This window comes from Bradyrhizobium sp. AZCC 2289 (assembly GCF_036924615.1).
Classification (GTDB): domain Bacteria; phylum Pseudomonadota; class Alphaproteobacteria; order Rhizobiales; family Xanthobacteraceae; genus Bradyrhizobium.
Window position 1 is genome coordinate 8,742,064 of record NZ_JAZHRY010000001.1, and the last position, 22,133, is coordinate 8,764,196.

The 22,133-nt window shown below is 56.7% G+C and carries 17 protein-coding genes; 15 read left to right on the forward strand and 2 right to left on the reverse strand.

Annotated elements, in window-relative coordinates; all coding sequences use genetic code 11:
* Positions 1-420 precede the first annotated feature (420 nt).
* Positions 421-2,421: a hypothetical protein gene (locus V1289_RS40940; protein WP_334404915.1), complete on the forward strand. Its 2,001-nt coding sequence runs from the start codon at positions 421-423 to the stop codon at positions 2,419-2,421.
* A 234-nt stretch (positions 2,422-2,655) separates the two neighbouring features.
* Here V1289_RS40940 and V1289_RS40945 read toward each other — a convergent pair whose 3' ends face one another.
* The gene (locus V1289_RS40945) at positions 2,656-4,137 is read right to left on the reverse strand and encodes a hypothetical protein (protein ID WP_334404917.1); all 1,482 of its coding nucleotides are present in this window, start codon (positions 4,135-4,137) and stop codon (positions 2,656-2,658) included.
* Between the two features lie 321 nt (positions 4,138-4,458).
* On the opposite strand from V1289_RS40945, the gene V1289_RS40950 reads away from it, so the two are divergent.
* The 7 genes from V1289_RS40950 (at position 4,459) to V1289_RS50060 (ending at position 11,692) form a co-directional block, all read left to right on the forward strand.
* On the forward strand, positions 4,459-5,760 hold the full coding sequence (locus V1289_RS40950; RefSeq protein WP_334404920.1) for a glycosyltransferase family 87 protein: 1,302 nt from the start codon (positions 4,459-4,461) through the stop codon (positions 5,758-5,760).
* A 53-nt stretch (positions 5,761-5,813) separates the two neighbouring features.
* On the forward strand, positions 5,814-7,271 hold the full coding sequence (locus V1289_RS40955) for a hypothetical protein (protein WP_334404922.1): 1,458 nt from the start codon (positions 5,814-5,816) through the stop codon (positions 7,269-7,271).
* Between the two features lie 38 nt (positions 7,272-7,309).
* Positions 7,310-7,651 carry an isoaspartyl peptidase/L-asparaginase gene (locus V1289_RS40960; protein WP_334404924.1) on the forward strand — a complete coding sequence of 114 codons (342 nt, stop codon included), beginning with the start codon at positions 7,310-7,312 and terminating at the stop codon, positions 7,649-7,651.
* Entirely contained in the window at positions 7,582-8,148 is a 567-nt protein-coding gene (locus V1289_RS40965) for an isoaspartyl peptidase/L-asparaginase (RefSeq protein ID WP_334404926.1), read from the forward strand. Before V1289_RS40960 ends, V1289_RS40965 begins: the two co-directional genes overlap by 70 nt.
* A gap of 260 nt (positions 8,149-8,408) precedes the next feature.
* Positions 8,409-10,232 (forward strand): hypothetical protein, encoded by a 1,824-nt coding sequence (locus V1289_RS40970; protein WP_334404928.1) that lies wholly within the window; start codon positions 8,409-8,411, stop codon positions 10,230-10,232.
* Between the two features lie 480 nt (positions 10,233-10,712).
* The gene (locus V1289_RS40975) at positions 10,713-11,153 is read left to right on the forward strand and encodes an isoaspartyl peptidase/L-asparaginase (RefSeq protein ID WP_334404930.1); all 441 of its coding nucleotides are present in this window, start codon (positions 10,713-10,715) and stop codon (positions 11,151-11,153) included.
* Positions 11,084-11,692: an isoaspartyl peptidase/L-asparaginase gene (locus V1289_RS50060; RefSeq protein WP_442896132.1), complete on the forward strand. Its 609-nt coding sequence runs from the start codon at positions 11,084-11,086 to the stop codon at positions 11,690-11,692. Before V1289_RS40975 ends, V1289_RS50060 begins: the two co-directional genes overlap by 70 nt.
* A 307-nt stretch (positions 11,693-11,999) precedes the next feature.
* Here the strand turns inward: V1289_RS50060 and V1289_RS40980 are convergent.
* Positions 12,000-13,135 (reverse strand): IS3 family transposase gene (locus V1289_RS40980; RefSeq protein ID WP_334395110.1). Its coding sequence is split into 2 segments (ribosomal slippage): positions 12,000-12,877 and positions 12,877-13,135, totalling 1,137 coding nucleotides; the frame shifts between segments, so codons are not numbered across the junction.
* A 604-nt stretch (positions 13,136-13,739) separates the two neighbouring features.
* Between V1289_RS40980 and V1289_RS40985 the strand changes: the two genes are divergently transcribed.
* From V1289_RS40985 to V1289_RS41015, 7 genes are all read left to right on the forward strand, one after another.
* Positions 13,740-14,339: a TVP38/TMEM64 family protein gene (locus V1289_RS40985; protein ID WP_334404932.1), complete on the forward strand. Its 600-nt coding sequence runs from the start codon at positions 13,740-13,742 to the stop codon at positions 14,337-14,339.
* 329 nt (positions 14,340-14,668) lie between these two features.
* Positions 14,669-15,691: a glycosyltransferase family 2 protein gene (locus tag V1289_RS40990; RefSeq protein WP_334404934.1), complete on the forward strand. Its 1,023-nt coding sequence runs from the start codon at positions 14,669-14,671 to the stop codon at positions 15,689-15,691.
* The gene (asnB, locus tag V1289_RS40995; protein WP_334404936.1) at positions 15,691-17,571 is read left to right on the forward strand and encodes an asparagine synthase (glutamine-hydrolyzing); all 1,881 of its coding nucleotides are present in this window, start codon (positions 15,691-15,693) and stop codon (positions 17,569-17,571) included. Before V1289_RS40990 ends, asnB begins: the two co-directional genes overlap by 1 nt.
* A complete protein-coding gene (locus V1289_RS41000; protein ID WP_334404938.1) occupies positions 17,559-17,921 on the forward strand; it encodes an EamA family transporter in 363 nt (120 codons plus the stop codon). The genes asnB and V1289_RS41000 overlap by 13 nt, the downstream gene beginning before the upstream one ends.
* 37 nt (positions 17,922-17,958) lie before the next feature.
* Positions 17,959-18,831, forward strand: coding sequence for a class I SAM-dependent methyltransferase (locus tag V1289_RS41005; RefSeq protein ID WP_334404940.1), 873 nt, complete (start codon positions 17,959-17,961; stop codon positions 18,829-18,831).
* 27 nt (positions 18,832-18,858) lie between these two features.
* The gene (locus V1289_RS41010) at positions 18,859-19,641 is read left to right on the forward strand and encodes a class I SAM-dependent methyltransferase (RefSeq protein WP_334404942.1); all 783 of its coding nucleotides are present in this window, start codon (positions 18,859-18,861) and stop codon (positions 19,639-19,641) included.
* Positions 19,642-20,305: 664 nt separating this feature from the next.
* Complete coding sequence (locus V1289_RS41015) at positions 20,306-21,853, forward strand: hypothetical protein (RefSeq protein WP_334404944.1); 1,548 nt, start codon at positions 20,306-20,308, stop codon at positions 21,851-21,853.
* Positions 21,854-22,133 lie beyond the last annotated feature (280 nt).

Here is a 22,133-nt window from a genome sequence, read left to right on the forward strand (position 1 = left end):
TGCACCCCGGTCCATTGACGCGTTTGCACTTGAAGACCGTGCAACCCTTTCCCTCCCACCTCGAGTTAGAGTGGGCAAGGGCGGTTGCCGCGGTGAGGGGAATTAGGTTATGGGCCGAACCAACGGCGACTCCGCGGGCCACCGGCCTCTGTGTGACGCCTTGGACATTGGCTTAGTTGACGACAGGCCCTAAAGCTGGATGGAGAATGTTTCCAATTTGGATCCACATATGACGAAAGCGAGAGCGCCCTGGCCGAGGCGGGCTGGCGCGGAGTCGACACGCGACTGCCTGCTGCCGGGCCTGCCCGATCGCCTGTCACGACCGATCCTGGCCGTGGAACAGGCGCTTGAGGTGGCGGTGCCCACCACCCGTTGGCTCGCCCGGTCGAATTTCGCCTCCGCACGAGCCTGAGCGCACGGATGACGGATTACACGCTCCTCGGCACCAAGCCGGTAATGCTGATCCTCTACCTGGCGTTGCTCCTTTTTGTCTGTGCCTGGCCCTTCGCCGTACAGCTCCGCCGCAGCCGGCAGGAAGGACGCATCGCGCCACTGCTCTTCGGTGCTCTACTCGTCGACATGGCGGTCCTCCTGCTGAAGGCGCGCGGCTGGCCGGGGCCCACGCATCCCGTCGTGCTCGGCCTGGTGCTCGTGCTGCCACTGATGCGGCTCGGCCCCGCCGCGGTGCTGGGTGGCCTGGGCACTCTCCAGCTCCTCGCCGGCGTGACCTGGTGGACGCAGGACATCGATCTCGGTTGGCTCCGGGGCCTCGCCTTCGTGCTGCTGGGCGGACTAGCGGCCTGGCTGCCCAGGCTATTCTCCCAGTCGGCGCCGGTCCCGGCCGCCGCCGTCCTGCTGCCCGTCGGCGCTCTTGGCCTACTTTCCATGCTCATGACGGGGCCCTTCGGCACACCCGGCGCCTTCTGGTTGCTCTGGCATCACTGGGGCGTTTTCGTGTCGTCGTCCGAGGCGATCCTCGCGGGCTTCGTCCCCTTCCGGGATTTCCCCGTGCAGTACGGCATGGGCCCGGCGCTCATGGTCGCGGCTGTTTGCGGCGGGGATTGCTGGGGCGCTCTCTATGTCGTCGCCGGCACCGCGAACCTGCTCTATGCTCTGGCGGTCGTCAGCTGTGCGCTGCTACAGGCCCACAATGCGGAGCGCGGCGCTGGGATCATGGCCGCGGCTGCGGCCGGCGCAGCAGCCCTGCTCTGGACCGGCCATCCGCCTGATTTTTTGGGCCCACTTGCGTTTCCTTCGGTCGCCGGACTCCGCTTCCTGCCGGTCGCCTGCTTGCTGCTCGCGATCCTGATCGCCGAGCGGCACGGGCGAGCGCCGGGATGGGTCGGCCATGGGCTCTGGGCTCTCGCGGTTGCCTGGTCGCCCGAGGCGGCCGCCCACGCCTCTATCGTCTGGTGGCCCTATTTGGCGCTGCGGCGCGCTCAGGCCGCGGCGGACGGGCGAGGGGTGCTGCTCGCGCTGTTGCGCGGCGTCCTGCTGGCGGTTGGCGCCTTGCTGCTCGTCCTCGGCCTGCTAGTGCTGGTCTTCAGGCTAGGCTTTGGGGCATGGCCGCTCTTCCCCGGGGTCCTCGTGTTCGTCAGCAACCCGCCGGGGATGCTCCCGCCGAACTTGTTCGGCCCACTCTCCTTAGCGATCTTCGCCATCCTGGCCGGTTGCTTGGTGCTGCCCCGGCTGGACCCGTCGCGTCAGCGGTCGGACTTCGCTTCTATGGCGGCCTTCGTCGCGGTCGGCAGCTACTACCTGGGCCGCAGTCACGACAACAACCTGCTGAACCTGTTCCCCTTCCTAGCGATAACGGTCTCCGGCCTGCTGCGTCCCGGGCTGCCTGCGGTGGTGACGGGCTTCGCGCGTACCGCGCTGGCGGGCCTCCTTGGTTGGCTGGCCTGCTTCGGCCTCGGCGCCTGGGAGGAGGCGCAGCGAGATAGCGTGGCTTGGCGCACGGGCCCCGCCGCGATGCTCCGTGCCATGAGCCTCAATGACCTGGAAGGCTGGGATCTTCTTGCCCGGTTTATGGCGGCGAACGGCGCCCCGCACGGTTCACTCAACGATGCGCGGGAGGCGTTGGCCTGGCTCCGCGCCCAGGGGGCGGAGGCGCCCGTCTTCGCCAACGGCGCTATGGTCATGCCGCGTGGCGCGCCGGGGCAGACGTGGACCGGCATGCAGAACCTCGGCAGTTTCGCGACCCTGCCGCCCCAAGCCATCGAGCAATTCATCCGCGCCGGCGCCACGACGGCGCGGCGAGAAGGGTGGCTGTTGCTCGACACGCAAATTCGCGCTCTCCGATCGTCCCCAGTTCCTGATGTTCAAGCAGGCGCCTGGCTCGATGCATACCGCAGCGGATACGAGGTGGCAGAGGAGTTGCGCTTCGGCGACTACATCGCCTACCGCTTGGTGCCACGGTGATTGCCGCGATCCTGACCGCGCGACTCAGTCGAGTTTTCCAAAATCCGGCGGGGATCGTTTGAGTGATTCGTTCCGCGCAATCGTGCGGCGTGCTCACTAAGACATCCAAAATTCGCCCCTGGGTTGCCACCGCGCCGGCAGCTTCAACGACCGTTCGGGCCGATCGCGACAATAATAATTGCGGCGTCTTAGAACAACAAACGTCAACCCACTGACGATCCCAGATCGAATTAATCATCTAAAAGCCCCGTCGTGTTTGCCATTTTCAGCATTGTCCGCGTTGCGGATATGAACCACAGCGGTCTCATCCGAGTAGACGCGCTGCCAGCCATTGAGATGATCAAGCAGACCTGCTGCCGGTGTTGCTGGCATCAAGAGCACTGCATCAATCTCGTACTCTTTGAGCATCCCTAGAAATTGATTAACGTCTTTAAGCTGCAGCGCTCGGAAATAGGTCATGACGAATTGCTCGCCATATAACTCGGCGCGACTATCGATGAAGACCGGCATCTGTTGCGAGATCAGGTATCCACCGAACGGATAGTCGTTGAGGACGCGCTTGGCACCTCTGAATTTGAGCACGTCGATGGCTGCCGCCGGCGAATGGATGAGCGGCGGCGAAAACCTGTGATTGGCCGCGAATGCCCAAGTCGAGACACCGAAAGCGGCGACCAGTAGCGCGGCCGGCACGGTTGGGAAAATCATCTTGCCCAATCGATCCTCTTGCAAGCCGAATTGCGATGACACAGGCGTCAGCAGCACAAGTGGCGTCAGTAAAGCGAAGATATCAGCATTTCGGACATGGGAAAGGGCCATGTGGAATAACCCCAGCACCAAAATAATTCGTGGCGGCGAAAGCTTTACGCCGAAATAAAGTGACCCTCCTATCAAAGCCAATACAGACGCCTCGAATATGCTGAAATGGCTGAAATCCGCCGGGCTCCATTCGGAAATTAAATTCAGCAACTCCCCCATTGCTAGAATTTTGCGCGACGCGAGGATCGATCCCCACCCGTAAGGCGTTGCGCAACAGGCGGCGCATGCGCAGGCACCGAAAACGATCCAACGCAGTGCCAATGGCCGTCGTTGCGAAACCTCGGCATTCCACAAGGCGTCAAATGCCAGTGGCACAATCAATGCAAGCCCGAAAACAAATCCTCCATGAAGGTTTGCCCAGAGAACCATTAGCGGCAAAAGCCAGAACGAGGGTGGCTCGCGTCTCTCGCTTGCAGCCACAAGTCCGTCTACCCATGCAAGCATGACTGGCAACGCAACCACATGTGGGCGAGCCAGAAAGTGAGACGCCGAAACTGCCACAGCCGCCAGCGCAATCATGATTGCATGGATCGAGCGAATGCGTCGGTTAAGAATGAAGGTGAGAAAGGCGAACGTTCCAGCGATACAGGTCGCAGCGAGAATTACCGGCCCGGCCCAGCCGCCAATCTCGTAACTACCGGCATAAAGAACTTGCGCCAGCCAGGAAGTCGAAATCCACGGATCGCCTGCTTTCGTAAAGGAATAAGTATCGATGTGGGGAATGGCATGGTGATCAAGGATCCATTTCCCCACCGCGATATGCCAATAGGTGTCGGGATCGTTCAGACGAGCGTTGCCGTTGACCAACAGGAGCGCGTACAGACCGGCCCCCAACCAAAACCACGCCGGAAGGACGAAGCCGGCCTTTGCCGCTGTGAATAAGGACCTCTGAACAATCATAGCGGGTCTATCTCCTACAAGCGGGACCCATGTCCAACAAAACGTGGGATGATTCCGTCGGTCTTCGAGGTTAAAGAAGTTTTCTTATAGCTTCGCTATACGGGGACGCTGGCTCCGGGCGCGCGATTTCGAAAGGCACAAGCACGGAGGCCGACAAGATGACGAGCTTAGAGATCGAGCACAGAATCAATCCGCCAGATTATGATCAGGTTTATATTGGACGATGTCGTCTCCTTGTAGCAATGGGGCTGCCCGATAACTTTGCCTGCCGGGACGCGTGAGTACCGCATTGCGCGGAGCAATACAGCTAGGACGATCGATATGAAAACTGATCGCGAAGAAGATTATGACCAAGCCGTCAAACCGCTCGTCGCCGCTACCCATTTCGGTGCCGACGGCCACGATCAGCTTGCCGGACGCCACGGCCTTCTTGCGCTAGTTGCAATTATAGGTGGAGCAATCGGCTTATACGGCTGGCTAATTTTCGTTATGGCGTTTGACCATAACGGGCCCTTTGGGCAGCGCTACATCACACCCGGTATTGACTACATGGTATATTGGCGTGCCGCTCGGGCGGCGATGGCGGGGAACTTCGCACTGCTGGCCGATCCGGTCGCGTTCACGGCTCAGATTAGCGAGCAATTCCACGCCTGGCTGAGCCGTCCCCTCCCACTGTTTCCTTGGATGTATCCACCGCATTTTCTGCTCATTCTAATGCCATTCGCGGTCTTGCCGTTCGCGATCTCATACGCGCTATTTCAGGTGGCGAGCTTTGCCTCGGCTGTCGCCGCCGGTTGTTGTTTCTGGGCAGGCCCCTCTAGGCGCTGGGCGCTGTGGGCGCTGGGTCTCGCCCTGTCGCCAGCCGCGTCCATGAACGTGATCGCCGGCCAAAACGCGTTTCTGACACTCGCGCTGCTGTTAGGCGGTATGGGCTTGCTCGGCCGTAGGGATTTTGCGGCAGGGCTCATCCTTGGGTTGCTGAGCTATAAACCGCAATTCGCCATCATGGTCGCCGTGGCTTTGCTAGCGGCGCGTCACTGGCGTGCGCTCGCAGGTGCGATTGTGTCCGCGTCGTTTGCAATCGTGCTCAGTGCCGCCACATTCGGCTTCGCACCATGGCGGCTCTGGCTAGGCCATACTCTGCCCGGCGCCCTATTGGGTGGGGCAGGCGATCTAGCATGGTCGAACGCGGGGCGGCTATGGGGCCTCAGCGTTTGGGCGTGCGCGACAGTGCTGGGTGCGTCGGACTGGCTCGCCAATGCGGCGCAAGGCACGGCAATCCTTCTGGCTATCGTCTGCACGTGGATCGCTTTTTCTGGTGCGTTCGGACGCGACCGGCGCGTCGCAGTGCTTTTGACTGCGACGTTGGTGGCGGCGCCGCACGTTTCGCCCTATGACTTGGTTTTGCTAGCCGCTGTTGTGCTGCTGCTCTACCGAGACATGCTCGATGGAATTGCGATCATGCCGGGTTCGTCGTTGTTGCTGCTTCCCTGGTCCGCACCACTCGTCGAAGTGCCTCGCTTGTCCGTTTTTGGATTTGGTGTGCCGGTAGTAATGGTTTGCCTGCTGTTTGTCCTGCTACGCCCCGCCGCGTCAGCGGCCGCGACAACCAAAACACCGTAAGTGTGAGAGGCGGACCTTTTATGTCAGGGGAGCTTATACATCAGCGAAGTCTGATGCTGGTCGGTCTGCTGTTTGCAGCATCGCTGGTTCCTGTGCTATCGGTCGAAACTCCCGCGATGATCGATTATGTTAACCACCTCGCCCGGATGCATTTACTTGTTGATGCTGCTGCCGGCCACCCGAACCCGGCCTATGAAATAGATTGGCAACTCTATCCGAATCTCGCCATCGACCTCATTGTCCCACTGGCGGCGCGGTTCGTAAGTGTCGAGACGGCCACTCGTCTTTTCCTGCTTGTAAGCCAAACGTTGGTGGTTAGTGGCGCGATAGCGCTGGAACTGAAGGTTCGTGGGCGACATCAACTATCTGGCTTCGCCGCACTGATCGCGCTTTACAGTTTGCCGTTTCTTTGGGGGCTGCTGAACTGGGAATTCGGTTGCGGCGTCGCACTATGGGCCATCGTATTTTGGATTCACTTTCGCGGAGGGCCTTGGGTTTTTTTGGTCGGGTTACATACCTGCTTTTTCATTACGTTGTTCTTCGCTCACTTGTTCGCGCTCGGGATCTATGGATTGACGATTGGTTGCTACGAAGCGAGCCAGATTCGCGGATATCCTCAGGCCGTGCGAATCTTTGTTGCGATGGCATTTCCGGCGGTCGCGGCATACCTTTTTCTTGTTTGGTCGGGCGGCGCGCCTGAGCAGCAAGACTTTACGTGGTGGTTCGGACTGAAGCTTGTTTGGCCATTGATGGTCATGAACTGCTACAACATATCTCTTTCGATCGCACTTGGGGTTTCGGTTGCGGGGCTGTTGGTATTTCTGGGGTACCACCGCATATTGGGCCTGACCCGACCAGCCGTTTTTATCGGATCCGGGTTTCTCGTTGTGTACCTGTTGATGCCGGCGCGTCTGTTCGGCAGCGCATACGCTGACGTTCGTCTCATTCCTGCAATAATGTTAATCCTGCCGGCGTTTTTTACAGTGCACTGGCCATCAGCCGCTGTTCGATCGGTGGCCGCACTTGTGGCTGTAAGTATCATACTTATTAATGTGGCGAACGTAGCCTCGGTTTGGTCCGCTTACCGTTCTGACTACGCCGAGATCATCATGTCGTTTGGGCTACTCCGTGCCAATTCAACAATTCTGGTCGCGCGCAGCGATGTTGAAGCCGGTCGTATAAATGCGCCAATGTTCTATGCTCCAACCTTGGCGGTACACTATGCAACTTCGTTCGTGCCGTCACTATACACGCTGTCAGGTCAACAACCCGTCAGGAAATCGGCTTCGAAATCGGCTTTCGAAATGCAAGACGCGCTTGATTACCTACCGACGACGATTTCGCAGTTGAATAGCGCTTCAGCAGGCGGAACAGCCCCCTCGCATGTTCGCGCCTGGCGCACTGATTACGATTATCTTTATATTGTCGGAGATCAGCCCGAAAGCATCCCGGACCGCTTAACCAGTATGATGCGCGGTCGTCGGTTTACTCTTTATGCGATCGGTAAATAGCGATACGTAACGGTCAGCGAGGAGAAGCGGAGGCACAATTGAAATTCTTGTTGCGTAACTGCGAAGCTTCGAACGGAATAGAACAAGCCGTGCGGGACCTGTTGGCGCAGAGACACAGACACGACGTGCTCGAAAATTGCCTTCGGGAGCTGGAAGAGGACGAAAGCATTGACGCTGTAGGATATGGTGGAGCCCCTAACATTTTGGGTGAAATGGAGCTCGATGCTTCCTTCATGGACGGTAACAACCGCTCGGTTGGCGCGGTCGCGGCCGTCCAGAAATTTCTTCCCATTAAAAAGCCCGCCGTCTTATGGATGCGCGACTGCACACGTTACTGGTCGGGCCTGGCGCCGAACGTTTCGCATTTGACTGCGGCCTGAAATCCGAACTGACGCTGGCCCCAGCCCAATACAAAAAGTGGGAACAGGACGTCAAACCGTTGCTGGGCAGTCATAACTCTGGGCTCCTCGATCTAGTCGCCCACCTCACGGCTCCTCGGAAGGAAGCATTCGACACGATTATCATGGTTGCATCCGACGGGCAGGGACTCTCGTCTGCGAGTAGCACTTCCGGCTGGCCATGGAAGCATCCCGGTAGGCTCGGTGATGCTCCTGTTCCCGGAGCGGGCTTTTATGTCGACAGCCGTTTTGGCTGGTGCGGATGCACGCATACTGGCGAAATGGCGATGCGGGCTGGAATAGCGCGCTACGTCGTGACCCAGTTGGAATTTGGAAAAGGCGTGCACGAGGCTGTTGGAAACGTTGTTAAGGACTTGGCCGCACTAACCGACGGTTTGATTGGCGGGGTAAAAATACATGCAGCGGATCGAAAAGGCGTGTACGTTCGCAATGTGCTCACCAACGATTCCCACGGCTAGCGAGCCGAAGAAGAGGACCCAGAGCAGCACTTCGTTACACTTGGCAGTACGCTCTCTGGAGAGAAGATCGCGCCACTGCGCTTCGGTGCGCTGCTATTCGGCATGGCGGCCCTCCTTCTGGCGGCGCTCGTCCTTTTGTCCTAACCTGTCGCCAGCTACGCTTTGAATAGCTGTGGACGTTCAGGGATGCGCAAAAGTCGCGCCTACCGGCCAATTGAGGGTTCCTTGCAAGTAAGCAATTCGAGATGATTAGGCCGGGCATGATCGATCGGAAGATGAGTAAACGCGGCGTGGTGGTCGTATCGACTGCGGCCCTGACCTTATCAACCTACGCCCTCTTTCACGTCGTCTTGCAGCTCTTTCCCCGAAACAGCGGCCTCATCGGCTTCGACTATCAGTACGCGCTGCCCTACATCGTCTCGGGAAGAAACTGGTTCCGGGTCAACGGCTGGCTTGAACCCGCCTATTTCACGCCGGCGTTTTGCGGCGGCATACCGTGGTTCGCAAACCCGTTGTCCATGCTGTACTCCATGCCCCAAGCCCTCACGTTCGTCGTCAATCCGGTTGCAGCCTTCAAGTGGACGCTCTTGATCTCCGCCATGGGCGGCGCTTTGACGAGCTTTCTCCTTCTCCGGCGTGTATTCTTATTGTCCATTCAGAGCGCCGTGCTCGGCGCAGCGCTGTTCGAAATGAACAGCTTTTTGATCTTTAGACTGGCCATAGGCCATGTCCCCTATCATGTCATCGGCTACCTGCCGTTTTTCTGTCTGCTTGTGCTTCCGACGCCGGAAGTCCCTGGTCGCCGGCGCCTCGATCCAATCTTGAACTTCGTGGCGCGCAGTGTCCTTGGGGGACTCGTACTTGCCGTGCTAGTTTATTCCGGAGCGCCAAACGTCGTCGTTCCGTTTTTGTTGGCTGCGACGTTGATCGTGGCCATGCGGCAGATCGCTTCTGGCGTTTCTGTCAAGCCTTGGCTCCTCATCGGCACGGCATCCATCTGGGGCGGACTGCTCTCCCTCGCCAAATTGGTTCCGGCCGCCAAACTGGCGCTGGATTATCCGCGACCCTACCTGCCGGCCGCCCTGTGGGACGATCCGGCCAGGTTCGTTGCAACTCTATTGAAGGCGTTCTTCGCGCCGGAACTCATAACTCACCTCAACATGACAAATGCGCGGCCAGGCGCGATCGAGATCGGCATGCACGAGTTGGAATTCGGGCTGTCGGTCGTGCCGCTGCTTCTATTCGCAGCGTTGGCCGTCGTCTGGCTTCGACGCGATCGCAGCACCCCGCGACGGTCGGCGCTGCATGGGGTGCGCGCAATGCTTTTTCCGGGCTGCATCGCCATTTTGATCATCGCGCTGCCGCTGGCCGGAACTTTGGGAAGCGAAGGCTGGGGTCAAATCCTGGTGAAAGTGCCAATCATAAACAATACGATGTTATTCGAGCGATGGTGGATGATATACATCCTAGCTCTGATCGCGTGCAGTAGTCTCGCATTCGATCGCTTGTTCCATTCGGACGCGGCGCGAACAGCTGCCATGTTCGTATTGATCAGCATTGCAGCAACGCAGCTGCTCGCTCGGAAACTGGATTACTACCGAGGCGCGGGGCCGTGGCAAATGTATGATTCAACCCCCTTGCTCTCAAACACTGGGCGCATCGACAACGAGGGACTACCGGCCGTTTCGCTAATCGACGACGAGAGCAAGGGCCTGCTCGACGGAGTCTCGACGTTGCCCTGCTACGAACCTTTGTTCGGGTACTTCCGCGAATGGTTCCCCGCAAAGGGGCTCAGTGCCGGCCGTATTGAACCGACCGCAAGCGAATCTTTCTTCAACCTCGCCGATCCGCGCTGCTACCTCGATGGCGAAGCGCATCAGTGCAGGCCAGGCGATCAATTTCAGAGATTCGACCGAAGCGACGTTGAGCAATTCATCAACTGGCGCCCTTTGCCATGGCGCAAACCGATACAGTTCGTGATTGCGGAAAGGATTACGTTGGTGGCGCTATTTGCGTCGCTGGCGGTTATCGCGTTCACAGCTGCCGCCCAGCTCGGTTGGCCACGCCGCTGGCGCATTAACTAGCCCACGTTTCCCTTCTGCGCCTGTAACGCCTTGATTGTGCTGAGGCGGCGACAAAAATGTGCGCCTCGACGCGATTATCGCCGTGATGCCGACCGGGCATTCGATCCATTCCCCGATAACGGAACATATGATATCGCAACCGGAGGCGGACCTTTTTCGGTTGCCAGCGAAACTGGATCATGCGGCCTCGGACTTGCATTTATCGCCAACGGACCACGACATTGCTCACGTCTGCTGGAAACATCCAGTCATAGCGCGGCACCCTCTCTCTGAGATCACGAGCGGAGGCGGATGGCGGTGTCAAGGGTTCCGATCGCCTCACCGCACTTCCGGGTCGGTTAGAGACCAACGGCTGGGGACGCGGACGGCTTGAACCGTCGGCTCCTCTCCACTTAATCGGTCCCAGGGATGGGCAGGGGTTCGAAACCGATCCCAAGGGTGAGCCGCCTGGTTGCCAAGCCTAATTGGTGCGGATGATGATTGCCAAAATGGTACGATGAATTTGAGAAGCAGGCTTGCTGCGGGCTGCGGATCTCGACGCGGATGAGCATTGTACCGGAACCTCAAGCGGAGGCACAATTGAAATTCTTGTTGCGTAACTGCGAAGCTTCGAACGGAATAGAACAAGCCGTGCGGGACCTGTTGGCGCAGAGACACAGACACGACGTGCTCGAAAATTGCCTTCGGGAGCTGGAAGAGGACGAAAGCATTGACGCTGTAGGATATGGTGGAGCCCCTAACATTTTGGGTGAAATGGAGCTCGATGCTTCCTTCATGGACGGTAACAACCGCTCGGTTGGCGCGGTCGCGGCCGTCCAGAAATTTCTTCCCATTAAAAAGCCCGCCGTCTTATGGATGCGCGACTGCACACGTTACTGGTCGGGCCTGGCGCCGAACGTTTCGCATTTGACTGCGGCCTGAAATCCGAACTGACGCTGGCCCCAGCCCAATACAAAAAGTGGGAACAGGACGTCAAACCGTTGCTGGGCAGTCATAACTCTGGGCTCCTCGATCTAGTCGCCCACCTCACGGCTCCTCGGAAGGAAGCATTCGACACGATTATCATGGTTGCATCCGACGGGCAGGGACTCTCGTCTGCGAGTAGCACTTCCGGCTGGCCGTGGAAGCATCCCGGTCGGCTTGGTGATGCTCCTGTTCCCGACAGCCGCTTTGGCTGGTGCGGATGCACACACACCGGCGAAATGGCGATGCGGACGGGAATAGCGCGCTACGTTGTGACCCAGTTGGAGCTGGGAAAAAGCGTGCATGAAGCTGTTGGAAACGCGGTTAAGGACTTGGCCGCACTAACCGGTGGCCTGATTGGCGGACTAACAATACATGCCGCGGACCGTGACGGTAATGCTCGCGTCGTGGCAGTGAACGTCCCCGATGATATTCATTATTGGTATTGGCGTGAAACAATGGCTCACCCGGAATGTAGTAGCGCTGAACGAATCTAGATTTCGGCATCGCACTGGAAGAGCAACCGACCGCACTGGACAGATCGCAGCAACAACAATTTGCAGCGTGCCGTGCCGGCGCATTCCACAACGAACCGGAAACGGCGCGCGTGATGGAGCGCCTCTATGCGGCGGCACGGCTCTACGTCAACTCAACTTCAGCTGACCACTGCGCAAACTCAAGGCTTCCGATGACGTCATCCTCAAGAATGACGAATTTCCCATCCCTTGGAGCGGTGAGGGTGGAGAGCTGGCCCCGGTTGTCTGAACAAAAATTCCGCGTCGATAAGTGGAGCCTCTGCCGGGGTTAGGCCGCCGCGCGGGGCGACGGAAGGTTGAAGTAGGCTTGATCCGGGGTCATGTCGTCAAGACTCGAATGAGGACGTCGGCCGTTGTAAAAATCGAGATACCGGCCGATCGAATGTCGTGCCTCGCCGACGCTTTCGTAGGCCCGCAGATAGACCTCCTCGTATTTGACGCTGCGCCACAGCCGCTCGACGAACACGTTGTCCCGCCATGCTCCTTTGCCATCCATGCTGATCGCGATGCCGTTGCTGGCGAGCGCGCCGGTGAAGGCCGCGCCGGTGAACTGCGAGCCCTGATCGGTATTGAAGATTTCGGGCTTGCCGTGACGAGCAAGGGCGTCCTCCAGGGTCTCGATGCAGAAGGCTGCCTCCATCGTGATCGACAGCCGCCACGACAGAACCCGGCGGGTCGCCCAGTCGAGGACGACAGCGAGATACACGAAGCCGCGTGCCATCGGGATGTAGGTGATGTCCATTGCCCAGACCTGGTTCGGGCGCGTGATCTCCATGCCGCGCAACAGATATGGATAGATCTTGTGGCCGGGCTCGGGCTTGGTGGTGCGCGGACGGCGATAGAGCGCCTCTATCCCCATCCGCTGCATCAGCGTTTTGACATGCCGGCGGCCGATCTTGCACCCCTGCAAAGCCAGCAGGCCTCGCAACATGCGCGAACCGGCGAAAGGAAACTCCAGGTGCAGCCGGTCGAGCCGCGGCATGATCGCGAGGTCGGCAGACGACACCGGGCGCGGCAGATAATAAACGCTGCCGCGGCTGATCTTCAAAACTTTCGCCTGCTTGGTGATCGGCAGATCGTGCTCACGGTCGATCATCGCTTTGCGCTCAGCAATCCCGCCTTGGTGAGCGCTCCTTCTAAAAAATCGTTCTCCAGCGTCAGTTCCCCGATCTTGGCATGCAGCGACTTCACATCAATCGCGGGTAACCGCGTAGCGTTACCGTGACCTGGCCCAAACACATCGGCGGCGCCGCCTTCAAGCTGCGCTTTCCACGATGTGATCTGATTGGGGTGGACGTCGAACTGCTCCGCCAGTTGAGCCAGTGTTCGGTCGCCCTTGACGGCAGCAAGTGCCACCTTCGCCTTGAAAGCCGGGGTGTGGTTCCGGCGTGCTCGTCTGCTCATCGTCTCTCCTGATTCGCGGGCCAATCTTGCCCGCCGTCAGGCAGAAACTCCACTTATCGCCCTGTTCAGATTTCCGGAGCCGGCTCTTGGCGTACGTAAAGGACGCCTGTTTGAACCGGTTATTTAAATTCTTAGAAAAACTTTGCGAATGCACAAATGCTACTTTAGTCCCTCCTTCAAGATAATAGTCACTTAGGTGCATGTTAATGCTACGGGGCACCGGCTTGCGCCGATGATCCCGGCTAGGGTGAACCGGGTTTAGCGCCGGGGATGGGTCAGGGCTGAGGTTTTGATCAGCCCGGTGTCCCGACCGATCCCGTAGCCTGCTGGTAGAGACAATTGCGGACGACGTCGAGGCTCGTGGACAGCCATTGAACGAAGAGGCAGGAATAGAACTACACGGTCACCTTTTAGCCTTAACGGATAAGTATCGCTAAGAAGTGTAGGCCAGAGATCGTTGGACCGGCTGGACTTACCGATGCCGATATGACATTAGAGTTCCAAATATTGCTTAAACAATTTCACCTCGTGGTTGGCGACGCAGAACGGGCAGGGTAATTGTTTCTCATTCGTAGGTGGGCCTCCCTCCTTAGCCGAGGTTTTCGTGACAGAAGGCCTAACAAGCTTCCTTCCTATCCAACAAGCCACTATCCCGGGCCTCGCTTTCCTCGCGGCGGCCTTCGTTGCCGGCGCGCTTTTCTTTATTCCGCGTCCACCGCTATGTGTGGCCGGAGGAATTCTCTTCGGCCTCTCGGCATTTCCGGTCGCTCTTGTTTCCTCAACTGTCGGTGCCATTTTGGCATTTTTGATCTCGCGATATCTGTTTCGGTCCTCTTTTTTGAAAGCTATAAACAGGCGGCCGAAATGGAGGGCCATTAAAGATGCGGTCGATATCGAGGGGTGGCGAATTGTGGGATTGTTGCGACTTGCTTCGCCGGTGCCAGGCACCGCGACAAACTATCTTTTCGGCCTTACCCGGATCAGCTTGTGGCAGTACACCGCTGCAACGATCGCTGGATTGATGCCCCAGACCTTCCTGTTCGTCTATCTGGGCACTACAGGCAATGCAGCCGTGCGAGCGGAATCATGGTTCAAATTCGGCGTCATGTTGGCGAGCCTAGGGTTTGCCTTGGCGGTCTGTTGGCTTATCGCCCAACGGACAAGAGCGATCTTAGCTGATCGGGCCATTGAGCCGCTCCACTGACTGATCACATCACGCCGCTGTCGTCGCCAGCTCAGCGCCGTGGCCCTCGACATAGAGAGGAGCATATTGGCTTGTCAAGAATCGAGCGGGTTGTTGGATCCAGCGTCTTAAATCCGGGTTCGCTTTTGTTGGCGAGACGGAGCGCATATGGGTATGTGTGGGCATAAACCGAGGGTATACTGCCTTTGGCGCCAAGCCTGATGGCCACGGCGCGAGAGCCTCTACGAAAGAGGATAGTGACGTTGAACTCTGAGCCCGAGGCGACGGGGCTATCCCTAACCAAAACGCGCCGGTGTTGGCCGGACGCGATGGATTGAGGATCAGTGAACATGCAGACCGCTGAACAGAACGCGGGTTCGATCCGTCCCTCTTCCGAGATCTCTAGAATACGTCCCCGGATATCGATAGTTACGCCAATCTATAATGAGGCCGAAAACATAGACTTGCTGGTCGAATCCCTTAATACCGCACTTAGTGGAAGCGGCTCCTTCGAAGTGATCTGTATCGACGACGGCAGTACCGACGGCAGTTTCGCAAAATTAAAAGCCTGCGTAGCGCAGCATTCGTGGCTTAGGGTAATCCGATTCCGCCGCAACTACGGTCAGACCGCCGCGCTGCAAGCCGGCATCAATCACTCTTTGGGAGAGATAGTCGTCACGATCGATGCAGATCTGCAGAACGATCCGCAGGATATTCCAATGCTTCTGGAGCGCATTGAAAGCGGCGCAGACGTCGTGTGTGGATGGCGAAAAAATCGAAAAGATGCAAAAATCCGACGAAATTTTGTCAGCCGTGTCGCCAATCGAGTGATCTCTAAAATATCGGGCGTTTCCCTACACGACTATGGCTGTACTTTGAAAGCTTTTCGCGTTGAGATGATCCAGGGCGTGCGTCTTTACGGTGAAATGCACCGTTTCATTCCGATTTATGCGAAATGGATGGGCGCTACCATTGAGGAAGTCGAGGTTCGCCATTATCCGAGAAAGTTTGGATCGTCAAAATACGGATTGGAACGCATTCTTAAAGTTGTTCTCGACCTGTTGCTTATTACGTTCCTTGATCGTTACCTTTCAAAGCCGATTTATGTGTTTGGTACGTTTAGTGCATTTTGCCTGATCATCTCTTTGCTGGCGTTGTGTTATGCATTTTATCTGAAGTTCGCTGAAGGTATTTCACTTATCCAGACACCTTTGCCAGTCTTCTCTGCAACGGCGCTCCTCATGGGAGCAGTCAGCATGCTGCTGGGACTTCTGGCTGAGATCGTGACCCGCACCTATTTCGAATCGCAGGGCCGCTTCGGTTATGAAGTCCGCGAGGAGACCAATTTCGCGAATATTCAGAAAACGCACTGATGTGTGGCATCGTAGGCTTTATCGGTCGCGGAAATAAATCCGATATTATCTCGATGACGGAGCGTCTCTGGCATCGCGGTCCCGATGGCGCCGGTTATCACATCGATGCAAGTCTGCAGGTGTTTCTGGGACATCGCCGGCTCTCGGTGGTCGATATCGAAGGCGGCGCACAACCGATGTGGAACGAGGACGGATCGGTCGGGATCGTCTTCAATGGTGAGATCTACAATGCGCCCGAACTCCGCGAGCATCTTGAGGCGGCCGGGCATATATTCACGACCAACCATTCCGACACCGAGGTCTTGGTCCACGGTTACGAGGAGTGGGGCCATCAACTTCCGCTTCGGCTCAACGGAATGTTTGCGTTTGCGGTACTCGACAAAAGACGACGCAAGCTATTTTTGGCGCGCGATCGGCTTGGCGAAAAGCCGCTCTATTATACCCAGCAGCACGGTCTTTTTGCGTTCAGCAGCGAAATCAAAGGCTTTCAGGAACACCCCGAACTCGAGTTCAACCTTGAGCCGCGGCTGATAGCGAAGTATTTCGCTTACGGCTTTCTACCGGCCCCGCATACTCCATATCGAGAAATCTTGAAGCTGCCCGCCGGCGGCCAGATGAGCGTCAATCTCGACGATCATCGCTGCGAAGTGCAAAGATACTGGGAGTTCCGCCTCGAGCCAGACGACAATCTCCGCGAACGTGACGACGAGCGGCTCGCCGATACGTTTCGGCAGCTCCTGCTGAACTCGGTTAGACGCCGTCTCGTTGCAGATGTTCCACTTGGGGTATTTCTCAGTGGCGGGCTTGATTCCAGCTCAATTCTCTGGGCGCTCAGGCAGTTTCGGTCTGAGACGGACGTCAAATGCTTTACCGTTGGCTTCAATGAACCTTCATTTGATGAAACAGAATACGCCCGGATTGTCGCCAACCATTTCGGTTGCGTGCATCGGGTCGAACTGCTGGACTTGAATGTCGCAAAAGAGCTGTTCGTTGAAATCTTGCGTCGGATGGATGACCCGATCAGCGATAGCTCCCTGATCCCTACATTTCTCCTCTCGCGCTTTTGCCGTCAAGAAGTGACAGTAGCGTTGTCCGGCGATGGCGGAGACGAACTTCTTGCTGGCTACGATCCCTTCCGTGCGATGAAGCCGGCACGATGGTATTCTGCGTGCATGCCCCGGCCCTTGCATCAGATGGTGGAGAAGCTCGCCAATCGCCTGCCGAAATCCGATACCAATATGAGTCTCGATTTCAAGCTGCGACGTACGCTGCTCGGCCTCAACCACAAGGCCGCGCTTTGGAACCCGATTTGGTTGTCGCCCGCAGACCCACGACGTTTGGCCGAGATCATGGACGAAGCGCCCAGCGCTGAGGAACTATATTCGGAGGCGATTGAGCTGTGGGAGAGCAGCAATTTGGCAAATCCGCTCGACAAAGCAATGGAGTTTTATACGCGTCTTTATTTGCAGGAAGATATTTTGGTGAAAGTCGATCGAGCCGGAATGATGAACTCTCTGGAAACGCGGGCCGTTTTCCTCGATAACGACCTTGTGGATTTTTCTCGCCGGCTGCCATCTCATTTCAAGCTACGCAATGGCGTCAGCAAATACATCATGAAACGAGCCATGCGAGACCTTCTGCCACGACAGATCATCGACCGTCCCAAGAAGGGTTTCGGCATTCCTCTCGCCTCATGGTTGAAGGACATCCCGAATATGCCTCCTATCAGGGAACTGCCTGGCTTTCGCCCGGAACAGATAGAACGGCTTTGGCGGGAACATCGCCAAGGCACAGCGGACCATCGTTTGATCCTCTGGGCATGGCTCGCCCTCCAATATGGATTAGTCAAAGAAACGAGGGTGAAAGAGTGCGCATCCTAGATCTCCTATTCGTCAGCGCTCTGTTGTTGGCACAAATCGCACTTACCGTCGCCGCGAATATACTCGTCAAGCTCGGCGCGCTCCCAAGCGACGCCGCGGCAAGCATGCTTGGTGGTGTCGTCAATCTCAAGACCTTTGCGGGCCTCGCCTGCTTCGGGTTCGCGTTCCTGCTATACTCGCTTGTGCTGCAACGTCTTGCGCTTAATTTGGCGCAGGCCATCCTAACGCTGCAGTACGTCTGCGTGATTGTGGCTGCCGGCGTTTTCCTCAATGAACCGATTTCCTCCATGCGGTGGATGGGCATGGTTATTATCGTCATTGGCATTGGAATCGTTTCGTTTACAATTTAAGTTTTTTGGCAACCCGTTGGCAGATCAGAGACGGCTAATGACCAAAGATAGCGTGCTTGACGATCCGACTGATGTGAAGGGCGGCTCACCTGATCGTTTCGGATATTCCTGGGAAAAATTCAACGACTTGACGCCCGATCAGGAGGAGCAGTTTCGGCGCTGGACGGCCCCGCTGGACCTTGGGAAAGATTGGCATGGCAAGCGCTTCCTGGATGTCGGATGCGGGATGGGCCGTAATAGCTACTGGCCCATGATGCATGGTGCTGCCGGTGGCGTCGCCATCGACGTCGATGAGCGCTCGTTAGCGGCCGCCCGTCGCAATCTCGCGAGATTTCCGAGCGTCGAGGTTCTCCATCGAAGCGCGTACGATTTCGAGGAACGGAACGTCTTCGACATTGCCTTCAGCATCGGGGTCATCCACCATCTCGAAGATCCCGGCCGAGCTCTCCAGCGCATGCGCCAAGCCGTCAAGCCGGGAGGTGCCGTTCTGATCTGGGTATACGGCTATGAAAACATGGAGCATTACGTCCGGGTACTGAACCCATTGCGAAACCTTGTCTTCAGCAGGATCCCCGTATCTGCCGTTCGGTATTTGGCTTACGTCCCTGCTGCCTTTCTCTGGATATTCCTTCGCCTCGGCCTGTCGCGTGTTGAGTATTTTAAATTGCTCAGACGATTCACATTTCGCCATCTGCATCATATTGTATTCGACCAAATGATACCGCGCATTGCAAATTATTGGCGAAAGGATGAGGTCGAGTTACTCATGCAGCAGGCCGGGCTCAATGATATTCGGCTGGTTTGGGTCAACGAAATGTCTTGGGCAGCGGTTGGCTACAAGGCGGCGGAAACAATCTGGGACAACACGCGCCACAGGCATCGGAAACCCATTCCAACTGATACGCTGTGATACCGAAAGCCCACAGGGAAAATGGAATTGCCGGTTACAATCGATCAGAAGGACGTGTCAGCGAGGGGTCATTGCTACGACACCGCATTCATGGAATATGCGGTGCTCTCGAACACACTTTCCGCGCGTGCCATAATTCAGATCTTACGGCATAACCTTCCGATTGCGAGCGTTCTCGACGTTGGGTGCGCAACTGGAACGTGGCTGAAGGAATGGAAGGCAAGCGGAGTCGCGGATATCCGCGGGGTAGACGGTGAGTATGTCAAACGCGACCAGTTGCAGATTTCTCCCACTGAATTTGTGTCGCATGACCTGTCCTTGAATTTTCACCTCGACCGAACATTCGATCTCGTTCAATCCTTGGAAGTAGCCGAGCATCTCGCGGCCGAGTCGGCAGCCGGGTTCATAGAGTCTCTGACGGGACATTCGAGCGGGTTAGTGCTTTTTTCAGCGGCGCCCCCCGGACAGGGAGGCGAATTCCACATTAATGAAAGGCCTTTTGAATACTGGCGAACGCTATTTCGTCAGCGCGGATTTATGCCGTTCGACTGCATTAGGCCGCGGATCGCAGATAGAGCCGACATCTCATTCTGGTATCGCTACAATGTTCTTCTTTACGTGCGCGAGGATCGCATGGCCACGTTGCCGCAGGCGATCGCCGCGACTAGGCTTGGCGATGGCGAGTCCATTCCGGATATTTCCCCCTTGCCCTTCAAGCTACGCAAATTCCTTTTGCAGCGTTTGCCTTATTCTGCTCAGCAGACGCTCGCCCGTCTCAAGTCGCGCGTATTGCCCCACTGGAGAATTTGATCAGGAGTCGCTAGCCACTATCGCCGGCGGCCACCTCGCGCTTCCACGCCGTAATCTGGTGGGGTGCAACTCGTGCCTGGTTACATTGAGTTTGACCTTCTTCGCGGCAAGCCTTTTCGATACTCCGAGCTAATTCAACAACTCTGGTCGCACGCAGCGATGGGAAACCGGCCGTATAAATGCACCGATGTTCTATGCCCCCAACCTTGGCGGTACACTATGCAACTGCGTTCGTGCCATCGCTATACACGCTGTCTGCTCAACAACCCGTCAGGAAATCGGCTTCGAAATCGGCTTTTGAAATCGAAGACGCGCTTGATTACCTACCAACGACGATTTCGCAGTTGAATAGCGCTTCAGCGGGCGAAACAGTCCCGTCGCATGTTCGCGCCTGGTGCACCAATTACGATTACCTCTATATTGTCGGAGATTAGCCCGCCATCATCCCGGACCGCTTAACCATTATGATGCGCGGCCGTCGGTTTACTCTTTATGCGATCGGGAAACAGCGATAACGAGCCGAGGAGTTCCCAGTCGTTGCGCGCCGCACCGTAACACCGTCGAACTCTGCCGGTTCACGGCGCGAGCCACTTCAGCCTTAGCCTTCTAAGTCATCTGACGCATTGCTACAATATGGTCGCAGATTCGCGGGAATGGAGGAGCAATGGGTCATCTCGAAGATTCGGCTAGATCCGACGCCCGGCATACCATCGGCACGGTCAGCGAGAAGCCCGAAAGAATGCGCCCCAGCGATCAAGACGTTCAGCGAGCCAGATGGTTCATATTTGTGCTTCTGGTCGCGTTTTTTTTACTGTTGCTTATTGTGTTCATTCCTGCTGGCCGGCTTCTCTTAGATCCGGACCTGTATTGGCGCATAGCAACTGGGCGTAAGATTTGGGAAAGCGGATCGTTTCCCCAGGTCGATGAATTTTCGCATACGTTTCGTGGGCATCCCTGGATAGAGAGAGACTGGCTGGGCGATCTGAGCTTCTTCGGCGCATATAGTCTTTTAGGTTGGCGTGGAGTTGCCATGATTACCGGCGGCGCGATAGCGCTCGCCTACGCGCTGCTTTTCCTCATGCTCTCGCGCACCATGCGGCTCACGGTTGCGATCGGCGTGGCTGCAGTGGCACTTGCGCTGTCGGTTAGGCACTTGCACGCTCGCACGCAGATCTTTAGCGATGGGCTGATGGTGGTCTGGGCCGCGGCGCTGGTGAGAGCTGTCGACGCCAAGACTTCGCCGAGCTTGATGCTGCTCCCAGTCATGACCCTGTGGGCGAACGTCCATGGCAGCTTTGTGGCGGGGCTTGCCCTGACGGTCGCGCTGGCCGCAGAAGCGGTAATCGAATCCCCAAGTGGTGATCGTCTTCTAGTAACCCGAAGATGGGCTATCTTTCTTGTCGCCACGCTCGGCGCTGCGTGCATAACACCCTACGGCGCGCGTTCGTTCCTGAGCGCCTTTCAGGTTGTCGTTGCAAATGAAGGCAAAGCATATATCAATGAGTGGCAAGCCGTAAGTTTCGACAATGGGCAGATTACAGTCCTCAGTGTTCTTGCGCTCGTATTTTTAGCTCTTCTGAATGGGGTTAAAATTCGTTTTTGTAGACTAGCAATATTGTTGTTAATCACAGCGTATATGCTCACCGCAGTGAGATTCATCTTCCTATTCAATATACTTGCGCCCCTGCTCCTCGCCACCCCGTTAACAAGGCAATTTCGATTTCTGCGACTCTCTGAGCAAATTACGACTCAACCACAATTCTTCACGACAATTTCTCAACTAGGGCGGCGCGGTCTCCATGGGACTTATGGAGTAATCGCGATCATAATTCTTGCAACTGGCGTTCTCGGAAACTCCGTTAAGCCATCGAGGCAGATTTCTCCAGAGAATGCGGTCGATTACATTTTTGCGCACAATTTGCATGGTAACATCTACAACGAGTACGATTTCGGCGGCTATTTGATTTTTAGAGGAGTTCCCACCTTTATAGACGGCAGAACGGAAATGCTTTTCGGCGACGGCTTTATTACTGAAAATCGGAGAATTGTCTTCCAACGCCCACGTGAATTTATTGGATACTTGGATAAGTACCGGATCTCTATTGGTCTCGTTGCGCCAAACTCTTTCGAGTCTCAAGAATTTCGAGCTTCATCGAATTGGATTGGTGTTTATTCTGACGATATTTCTGAATTATTCGTGAGGCGAAATTGAGCTAGACTTAGTTCCGAAAATAATACGGCGCCCGTTCATCTATCGAAGATTTGTACGCCGGTCTCAATCAATCACATTGTAACGTCCAGCGGCGTCATTCGGATACTTCAAGTAGCGAATGCCCTTTTCATAGATTGTTTCTTTTGATTTCCCTACCGTAGCCAGCACTGTCATCATGTGGATTCCCCTGCTGCGAAAATGGGAAAGCAAGCTGATGCGCAAGTTGCGCCCTGACCTGCATTCGTGGACATTCTTGCAAACCTGACCGGGGCTGCCAGCC